The following is a 9,392-nucleotide window of genomic DNA, read 5'->3' as shown; positions in this document are numbered from 1 at the left end:
TTACGGACCTTGACCGTGGCGGGCCACGCTCGGCGGCCCGCGCCTTGCCTGACACGCCCGGTGCGGGCAATGCGACGGCATATCTTATGACGACACGCCCTAGTTACGCTCGCCGAGCTGCCAGTAATCGATCGCACGACGTACACAGAAGACCTCGATATCGGCGTCTTCGACGGCGCGCAGCAGGCTATCCGCCTCGCCGCCGTCGAGCACGAACATCAGCTCCTGGGGCTCGTCGGTGGCCTCGAAGAAATGCGCTGAATGGGCATGGCCGTTGACGCCGACGCCGCCGGCGTCATCGCGCAGCGTATGACGCGTGATGTCTTGTGCGTGGGCCAGTGCCACGATCTTGTCGAGAACCGGCTCGCCCTCGTGACGACGCGAGCGCGGCGCGATGAAGATGACTTCGAATCCTTTCATGTCGTGATTGCCTTTGGTTAGGAAGTGGCGCCCGTGAGGTGTCGCAGGCCGACAAAGCTGGCCATGCCAAGCGCCACCATCGCCAACGAGCCGGCTACATGGGTCGCGATGCCGACAAACGCCCAAACGAGCCGCCCGTCCTGTAACTGGGCATAGATCTCGCTGGAAAACGTCGAGAACGTCGTCAGCGCGCCCAGAAACCCGGTCACGATCAGCAACCGCCAGAACGACGACAGCTGCGGCAACGCTGAAAACGCGGCAATCGCGATGCCGATCAGAAATGCGCCCAGAAGATTGGCGGCCAGCGTGCCGGGCGGCATCTGTGGCAACAGATGATTCAGCCCCAGCCCCAGGCCCCAGCGCAGATTCGCGCCCAGCGCGGCCCCCAGGGCGATCGCCAGAATCGACAGGCTTACCGGCATCGTCTTGTCCTCTTCGTATTCGGCGCCGCTTTCGGATTCCGTGGTCTGGCCCGACGAATGTGAGCGGCTCGGCTCATACACCGCCGATTCGTCCGGGCGCTTGTCATCGCAGCTGGGCATGGCGGCCTCGCGTGATTGTTTTAGAGCGCAATATAACGTGCATAACCCGTAGCCGGCCCAGCGGTCGTGGCTCAACCGGCAATCAGCGCTGCCCCGGCCAACGACAACCCGCTGATCCAGACAGCGACCAACGCGCCGAGCGCCAACGGGCGCCAGCCCATGCGCACCACGGCGGCGAGCCGCGTGGTCAGCCCCATGGCGACCATCGCGGCCGAGAGCAATGCCGCATCCGCCCCGGTGAACAGGCTGTGCACACCGGGCGGCAGATCGATCACGGAATTGAGCACGACGACCGCCACGAAGGCCAGCACGAACAAGGGAAACGGCGAGCGCCTGGCCGGCACATCGCTGCTGCCTTGGCGGCTGCGCTGTTTCACCCAGACCGCCAGCAAGCCACAAACCGGGGCCAGCAGGGCCACCCGCGAGAGCTTGTACAGGCTGGCATCCACGCCTGCCTGGTCGTTGAACGCAAAGCCGGCGGCCACGGCCTGGGCGACCTCGTGAATCGAGCTGCCCGCCCAGGCCGCATAGACCGGCTCGGACAGCGACAGCGCGCCGGCGATCGTCGGGTAGGCAAACATGGCGATCGTGCCGAAGACGGTGACCATGGCGATCGCACAGGCCACATCCGCCTGGCGCCCGCGGATCACACCGTCAACGGCCACCACGGCCGAGGCGCCGCAGATGCCTGTGCCACTGCCTACCAGCAGCGACAGCGTATCCGGCAGCTTCAGCGCGCGGCCGATGACAAGCGCCAACGTGATCGTACTGGCCACCGCGGCGACCACCAGTGCCAGACCGCCCGCGCCAACGGACAACATGTCCTGCAACACGAGCCGAAAACCCAACAGGATGATGCCGGCACGCAAGAGATAATGCAGCGTCCAGCCGATGCCGGGCTCAAGCATGCTCGGCAAGGGCACGAGCAGGCGTAGTGCCACACCCAGCAGAATACCGACCGTGAGCGCGGACAAGGGCACAACCGCGTTGAGCGCCGGCCAGGCCGCCACGCCGTAGGAGACCGCGGCCAATACGATACAGAGCAAGAGTCCGGGCAGTATGTCCAGCGCCCGATCGCCGCGCGTACTCGCGGCGGCGCGTGCGTTGGTTGGAGTCTGAGTCGCCGGTTCCGGCGTGGTCGTCTGTTCGGTCATCGTCTATCCCGTGGCGAGCGATGAACGAGACCTTGCGCTCACGACAGCACATATAAAATCGAATCATTTCGATATGATCGTTCGGCAAAACCGAACAAAAGAGACTTCATGCGTTTTACGCTTCGCCAACTCGAGATATTCGCAGCCGTCATGGCCACGGGACAGATCCGCGCCGCGGCCGAGCGGCTGTATCTCAGCCAGGCCGCTGTCAGCCAGGCCATGGTCGAGCTGGCCGAGGCGCTGGCGCTCACCCTGTTTCGCCGCGATGGGCGCACACTCCGCCCCACCCGTGCCGCCTATCGCCTGGCCGAGCTGTCCGCCGGCCCGAGGGCCGCGCTGGGTGCCCTGCCGGCGCAGTTACACGGCACCGCCGAGGCCAAACTGGCCGGGCCGGTGCATATCGCGGCCTCAAGCACGATCGCCCGCTATCTGCTGCCCGAGCGGCTGGCCGCTCTGGCCGCACATCATCCCGACCTGCGACTGAGCCAGAGCTCGGGCAACACGACTCAGGTGGCTGCTCGCGTGGCGCGTGGCGAGGCCGATCTGGGCTTCATCGAGGGCCCGGCGGACCGCGAGGATCTGCGCGCCGCCCACTGGCAGACTGACCGCTTGGTGGTAATCGGCGCACCGGGTATGCCCCGGCAGTGGCCTCTGGCCGATCTGCATGGGGCGCGCTGGGTCATGCGTGAGCCCGGCTCGGGCACGCGACGGGTCTTTGAACAGCGCCTGGCCCTGGCCGGGCTGGCCGTGCCGGAGGCGCATCTCGTGCTTGACGATGCCGGCGCCCAGGTACGCGCCGTGGCTGCCGGTGCGGGCCTGGCCTGTGTCAGCCGGGCGGCCTCGCGTTCGGCCGTGGCCGCCGGCGATATCGTGACCGTGGCACTTGGCGATCTGGTCTTCGAACGCCCGCTTTGGGTGATTCGCGCTACCCATGACGGCACGGATGCCCTCGTGGATCGCCTGATCGACACGCTGGCCGGGCCGATATCCGTGGCAGCCCAGGCGCCGGTCAGCCTACGTTCAACCGAATGACCTAACTTGGTGCGTTAATTCCAATTTTCACGAAAGGAGCATTAATTGATGCCTATCAAACATACCGCCATGACCAGCCTCGCCGCTGTCTCGCTGATCGCCGCCAGCTCGGCTGCGTTGGCTGCCAATGACATGAGCAGCAACAACACGATGAGCCAGGACAAGGGCGCGACCCAGTCGATGCAGAGCGAGGCCCAGAACAAGGCGCAGGGCCTGTACTCCACGGCCCAGCTGATGGACGCCTCGGTTTATGCCGAAGATGACGCCAAGAAATCGGTTGGCGAAATCAGCGACGTGCTGCTGGACAACAGCATGGGTATCAAGTCGTTCGTGATCGAAACCCAGGGCCGCATGGGCCTGGGCGGCGGCAAGAGCTATGTCGTTGATCCCAGCGATCTCAAGGTCGAGACCCTGAACTCGGATCACGCCAGCAAGCCCAACTACAAGATCAGCCTGGATCTGACCAAGAAAGAGCTGACGCAAAAGCCGACGTACAGCGATTCCTGGTGGTCCAACGCCCAGACACAGGCAAGCGGCGCCTGGCAGGAAACCAAGCAGAGCGCCAAGAGCGCCTGGACCGAGCTGAAGGCCACGACCTCCAACATCGTCAACGGTGGCCAGGACAAGGCGGAAAACGCCGCGGATGCCACGACAGACACCGCCGACGACGCAGCTGACGCCACGAAGAACGGCGCCGATAACGCGGCCGACAGCGCCAGCAATGCCGCTAACGAGGCGACCGACAACAACTAAGTCGATCGCTCGCCGTTAAAACACGCTGTGATGAAAAGAGGGCCTGCGGGCCCTTTTTTCTTGCCCGATTGACGGCGCAATCTAGGGCCTGTTGGCTCGATCGTTCACGCGAGCACGGCGTAGCGGCTATAGTGCCGACACGTCATATCGTCATGTTTCGTCAACGAGTCACTCTATGAGCGCAGCTCCCAACAAGAACCGATCCAGCCTGTTCGGTGTTCTGTTCGTGCCCGTGCTGGCTATCGTCGGGCTGATCGTCATCGCGATCCTCGTCATGAAGTTCACCGGCAACGACAGCCAGCCGGCGGGTAACGACGGCCCGACCACGGTGGATGCCAGCGCCATGGATCAGCTGCGCGACAAGTACGACGCGCTGGCCGAGGCCCAGGGCCCGGCAGACGCGTCCGTCGTCATTCGTGAGTTCGGCGATTATCAGTGCCCGGCCTGTGCCCGGTTCGAAGACACCGCACAGCGCCTGCGCGAGGAATACGCCGATGCCAGCGACGTGCGCTTCCTGTTCTTCGACTTTCCGTTGCCCATGCACCAGCACGCCCAGGCTGCGGCCGTGGCCGCGCGGTGTGCCGCGCGCCAGGATCAGTTCTGGGCCTATCACAACAAGCTCTACGGCACACAGGATGACTGGTCACGCCGTAACGACCCGTCCTCGGCGTTTCTGGACATGGGTCTGGAGCTGGGCCTGGACACCCAGGCCCTCAAGGCCTGCATGACCCGCGAGGCACCGCTGGCTGATATCAACGCCGAGCGGGATGCCGGCCAGGCGGTGTCGCTACGCGCCACGCCGACCGTCATGGTCGGCGACACGATGTTCGTGGGGGCGGCCTCTTACGACAAGATCAAGCAGGCCATCGAGGCTGCGCGCAACGCCGGTTGATCCGCCGGCCCGGGTCAATCGGCCCGGGTTAGCCCGTCCCAGGGCGTGTCGTCATGAGATAAGCCGGCGCACCGGCGGCCAAGCCGCGGCAAGACAAGGCATCGCGTGTGCAGCGTGGTTATTCCACGTAAACGAGCGATAACGCCGTATTGCCGCGGCTTGGCCACCGGCCCATTCGGGTTGCTCGCGCCGGACGCGCCATGCGGCGTTACGAGCCTTGACCGTGGCTGGCCACGCTCGGCGGCCCGCGCCTTGCCTGACACGCCCGGCGCGGGCAATGCGACGGCATATCTCATGACGACACGCCCTAGTCAATCGGGCCTGGCCTGCTCGATTTCGGCCAGCGTGGCCTCGATGGCCGCGCGGATTTCGGGATCATGCCGGTGGGCCTCGGCGTCCTTGGCCAGATGCCCGAACCAGCGCGCCAGGGTTTTCTGGCGCGCCGAGGCCAGCCCTTGTACCAGGCCGTCCTTGCCGGAACCGCCGGGCCCGGCCAGCCCGTCTTGATCCCGCACGGCATGGGTCAGGTCAATGATCGCGCGATAGCGCAGCAGCACCAGATCGAGCAGGATCCAGGCAAAATTGGCGCTCTTGGGCGGGCCGACGGTCAGCGCCCGCCCGCCGAGCGTGGCCCGGCGGCCCACGGATAGATTCAGGCTCGGCAGGGCATCCCCCTTGAACCAGGCCAGCGCCCCGCCGACGCCGCCGCCGAACAGCGCGCCCAGGCCCAGGGTGTGCCCGGCCGTGGCGATATCCACCCAGCCGCCCCCGGCCGCGCCCGTGGCAGCGCCGGCAAAAGTCAGCTGACGACGATCCAGACCGAACCGCTGCCATGTCTCGGCCTCGGTCAGATCGATATCCTCGGCCAGCACGGCCTGTGTGCGGGCCTTGGTATGGCGATGTCGATACAACGCCAGCAGCCGATCGGTGGTCTCGCGCTCAAGCTCGGCAATCGCGGCGAAATAGCGTTTGTGGGCCTCGGCGAGCGCGTCGCGGCGTGCGGCCTCGGGCGTGGCGTCGTCGACATAGCTCGTGCGCTCGGTGTGGGTCAGCGCGCGTGCCATGAAATCCATGATCAGCTCTGCCGCGTCTTCACGGCGCTGGGCCCACTCGGTATCCAGGCGGTCCAATGTGGCGCCGAGATGCGCCTGATCGCGCTCGTCGATCTGGTTGAGCGCGGCCAGAAGTTCACGCCGCGCCTTGAAGCGTGCGGCAAAGGCATTGAACGTGCGCACCAGATTGAACGCCTTGCCCAGCTCGGCGCGCCAGGCCGCGTCGTGTGACGCGGCCTTGTCTGTCTTGGGATTAAGCACGGCAAGCCGGGGGCCGGCCGACAGCCGCAGGATCTCGATCTCGGCGATGAAGGCATCGTGCAGCCGCACGCCCGGATCGACCACGTAGATCACGCCCGCGCCCTCGAGAATCGGGGCCAGCAAAACACACTCGTCCACGAAAGTATCGGTGTCGCGGTAGCGCTCGACAAAGCGTTTCAGATCAGCCGGCCCCGGCCCGCGTTCGGGATGTTCGGCCAGCGCCCGAATCGCGCGCAGCGCCTCGATCGGCTGCTGAAAGCCGGGTGTGTCGATAAAGCGCAGGCGCTCGGCCCCGTCCAGAATCAACGACAGACGCTGACAGCGGGTGGTCTCGCCCGGCTCGTTGGAGATCCGGATGATCGCGTCGTCGTCTTCTTCGAGCAGCGTGGCCAGCACGGCGGATTTGCCCATGTTGACCTTGCCCACAACAGCAAAGGTCGGCGCGTCCGGGGCAAGCCAGGGGGTGTGGGTGCTGTCCTCAGGCCGTGGGGTCATAGGCCGCGATCTCGGTCGCTGGATCTCGCAGATCGTCGATTAATGCCTCCCAGTGTTGCATGTAGTCCGGTGCCGGCGCGCCCGGCGCGCCGTCGTCTTCGCCCACGACCAGCCAGACGATCGGCACGTCCGGGCCCACGGCCATGCGAACCCGTTGCTGCAGACGCTTGACCTGTTTGGGCGATAACAGCCAGTCCGCGGCCAGAAGAATCACCTGCGCCGGGTGCTCGGCCAGCGCGTCATCGGCCGCGGCCTCCGCGGCATCATCCAGCACCGACACGCGATAGGTGGGCCCGGGCGCGACCCGCAGCCGGCGCAGCATATAGCCACGCACGGCCGTGCCCTCGATACCGTGGCCGCCCACGTCCAGCACCAGGGCCCGGTCAGCATTGGCCGGCGCCGTCGCCCCACGGCTCACACCGGCCAGTTGACGCCAGATGCCGCGATGGCGCGGGGCTTGAAAATCCAGCCCGGCCAGCGCGCGGCGCTCACGCCAGGCGAAAAACGCCACCAGCAGCAGACGCGGCGCGATGCCCCACACCAGCAGGGTCGTCAACAAGAACCGCCACCACGGCCCGCTCTGGGCCATTGCCGCCTGTGTGCTGCCGGCTGCCACGCGGCTGGCTGCGATCAGCGCATCGCTGGGCACCGCGGCCGGCCAGAATGCCCGCCACGGCCAGGCCAGGCCGTTCACCGCGGCATGAATGATGAACGCGTTGTCGACCGTGGCTTGCCAATAGAATCGCACGTCATAAAGCAACAGCGCGGCCACGAACGCCACCACGGCACCCAGGACGTAGCCCAGCCCGCCGTACTGCGACAGCATCGCGGCACGGGCGGTCACGGCGATACGCGCCGGGCGGCTATCGGCCAGTGCCTGGCGCCACGAGGCCGCCACATCGGGCAGCCGCCGTGTCATCGGCGCCAACACCATGCGGATCAGAAACGGCGGTCGGGTCCGAGACCAGGCCACCAAACGGCCCAGCGTGAAGATCAGAAAGCCCAGCCACGGCACGATCAACGTCAGCCCGATGAATATGACCACATGCACGCGCTGATCGCTGCCCAGACACAGCCCCCACACCAGAAGCGCGCCCAGCATCGCCATGACCCCGAACACGCCCCAGCGCGCGACCGCCAGAAACGAATACCAGGCCTGGCTGGGCCAGGCCTCGGCCGAGCGCGCACGGCGTATCTCGAGCCAATAGCGTAGGCCCACAGCACGACGACGCGATTCCGGCAGCGCCGCGAGCTCTGGCGCGATCTCCTGTTGAAACAGGGTTCTATCGCGCTCGCTGATCGATTGATCCCCTTGCGCGAACAGGGTTTCGAAATCGATGAGATCACCCAGACGCCAACGCGCGCCCGATAAAGACAGGCCTTGCATGCAACAGACAGAACAAAAGCGATACGGCACAAAGTGCCAGCTATTTCGCGCCGCGCAATCACACCTTTGGCCACTGAACCGACCGAGCTATTGCTCAACCCTATGAAATAGCTTGGTATTCAAGAAACCGGCTATCCCGAACTCGATCAAAATGCCGCCACGGTGTTAGGCTGGACACAATCTCTTACCACTGATCGATTCTATGTCCGTGGTACTCGACACCTACAAGCGACCGCTTCGCGATCTGCGTATCTCGTTGACCGATCGCTGTAATTTTCGTTGCACCTATTGCATGCCGCGGCATCTGTTCGGTGCCGATCATCTGTTCCTGCCCAAGCGCGAACTGCTGGATTTCGACGAGATCGAGCGCCTGGCGCGCCTGGCCGCGGGTCTGGGTGTGAACAAACTGCGCCTGACCGGCGGCGAGCCCTTGCTGCGGCGTGATCTGGATGTGCTCATCGCGCGTCTGGCCGCCATCGAGGGCATCGACGATATCTGTCTGACCACCAACGGCTCCTTGCTTACCCGCAAGCGCGCCGACGAGCTGAGAGCCGCCGGGCTGAACCGTGTCACGCTGAGTCTGGATGCGATCGACGACGAACGCTTCAAGGCAATCAACGACGTCGGTTTTCCGGCCTCGAAAGTGGTCACCGCCATCGACAACGCCACGGCCGCGGGCCTGGGCCCGGTCAAGGTCAACTGCGTGATCCAGCGCGGCGTCAACGAAGACCAGATTCTGCCGATGGTCGAGGCCTTTCGGCATACGTCCACCGTGTTGCGCTTCATCGAATACATGGATGTGGGCACCTCCAACGGCTGGCGTCTGGATGAAGTCGTCACCGCCCGCGAGATCGTGGAAACGGTGCGCACCCGCTATCCCATCAGCCGCCAGCCGGCCACCGCCCCCGGCGAGACGGCCAATCGCTGGCACTTCGATGACGGCGCGGGCGAGATCGGCATCATCGCCAGCGTGTCCCAGCCGTTCTGCGGCGGCTGCACGCGGGCGCGTCTATCGGCAATCGGCGAGCTCTATACCTGCCTGTTCGGCGTCCACGGGCGCGACCTGCGCACGCCGCTACGGGCTGGGGCCACCGACGACCAACTCTCGGCCATGCTGGCCGGCATCTGGAACGCCCGAGATGATCGCTACTCCGAGCAGCGCGGCGAAGAAACCGCCAACCGGCGCGGCGATGCCGATGGCAAGGTGGAGATGTCGTATATCGGTGGCTAGGGCGTGTCGTCATGAGATAAGTCGGCGCACCGGCGGCCAAGCCGCGGCAAGACAAGGCATCGCGAGTGCAGCGTGGTTATTCCACGTAAAGGAGCCCCTAAAAATCGACTATGGCGCCGGATTGCAGCGGCTTGGCCGCCGGCCCTCCGGGTTGCCCGCGCCGGACGCGCCAC

General features: G+C 65.6%; 9 protein-coding genes. 4 read left to right on the top strand and 5 right to left on the bottom strand.

Annotated features, from left to right (window positions below; genetic code table 11):
• Positions 1-99 precede the first annotated feature (99 nt).
• From SAJA_RS13060 to SAJA_RS13050, 3 genes are all read right to left on the bottom strand, one after another.
• The gene (locus SAJA_RS13060; RefSeq protein ID WP_123659116.1) at positions 100-420 is read right to left on the bottom strand and encodes a putative PII-like signaling protein; all 321 of its coding nucleotides are present in this window, start codon (positions 418-420) and stop codon (positions 100-102) included.
• A 17-nt stretch (positions 421-437) separates the two neighbouring features.
• Entirely contained in the window at positions 438-842 is a 405-nt protein-coding gene (crcB, locus tag SAJA_RS13055; protein ID WP_123659117.1) for a fluoride efflux transporter CrcB, read from the bottom strand.
• 191 nt (positions 843-1,033) lie between these two features.
• Positions 1,034-2,116: a YeiH family protein gene (locus SAJA_RS13050; RefSeq protein ID WP_123659115.1), complete on the bottom strand. Its 1,083-nt coding sequence runs from the start codon at positions 2,114-2,116 to the stop codon at positions 1,034-1,036.
• 108 nt (positions 2,117-2,224) lie between these two features.
• On the opposite strand from SAJA_RS13050, the gene SAJA_RS13045 reads away from it, so the two are divergent.
• From SAJA_RS13045 to SAJA_RS13035, 3 genes are all read left to right on the top strand, one after another.
• Positions 2,225-3,148, top strand: a complete 924-nt coding sequence (locus SAJA_RS13045; RefSeq protein ID WP_123659114.1) for a LysR substrate-binding domain-containing protein — start codon at positions 2,225-2,227, stop codon at positions 3,146-3,148.
• A gap of 48 nt (positions 3,149-3,196) precedes the next feature.
• Complete coding sequence (locus SAJA_RS13040; RefSeq protein ID WP_123659113.1) at positions 3,197-3,901, top strand: hypothetical protein; 705 nt, start codon at positions 3,197-3,199, stop codon at positions 3,899-3,901.
• Positions 3,902-4,076: 175 nt separating this feature from the next.
• Positions 4,077-4,793 carry a DsbA family protein gene (locus tag SAJA_RS13035; protein ID WP_123659112.1) on the top strand — a complete coding sequence of 239 codons (717 nt, stop codon included), beginning with the start codon at positions 4,077-4,079 and terminating at the stop codon, positions 4,791-4,793.
• Between the two features lie 311 nt (positions 4,794-5,104).
• Here the strand turns inward: SAJA_RS13035 and SAJA_RS13030 are convergent, their stop codons facing one another.
• Both SAJA_RS13030 and SAJA_RS13025 read right to left on the bottom strand, forming a co-directional pair.
• The gene (locus tag SAJA_RS13030) at positions 5,105-6,601 is read right to left on the bottom strand and encodes a DUF3482 domain-containing protein (protein ID WP_123659111.1); all 1,497 of its coding nucleotides are present in this window, start codon (positions 6,599-6,601) and stop codon (positions 5,105-5,107) included.
• A complete protein-coding gene (locus SAJA_RS13025) occupies positions 6,585-7,988 on the bottom strand; it encodes a DUF2868 domain-containing protein (RefSeq protein ID WP_123659110.1) in 1,404 nt (467 codons plus the stop codon). Before SAJA_RS13025 ends, SAJA_RS13030 begins: the two co-directional genes overlap by 17 nt.
• A gap of 202 nt (positions 7,989-8,190) precedes the next feature.
• Between SAJA_RS13025 and moaA the strand changes: the two genes are divergently transcribed.
• The gene (moaA, locus tag SAJA_RS13020; protein WP_123659109.1) at positions 8,191-9,219 is read left to right on the top strand and encodes a GTP 3',8-cyclase MoaA; all 1,029 of its coding nucleotides are present in this window, start codon (positions 8,191-8,193) and stop codon (positions 9,217-9,219) included.
• Positions 9,220-9,392 lie beyond the last annotated feature (173 nt).

Origin of the sequence: Salinisphaera japonica YTM-1 (genome assembly GCF_003788585.1) — a bacterium.
Classification (GTDB): Bacteria; Pseudomonadota; Gammaproteobacteria; order Nevskiales; family Salinisphaeraceae; genus Salinisphaera; species Salinisphaera japonica.
Note: the sequence above shows the minus strand (reverse complement) of the source record. Positions and strands in the feature narration are given on the sequence as shown.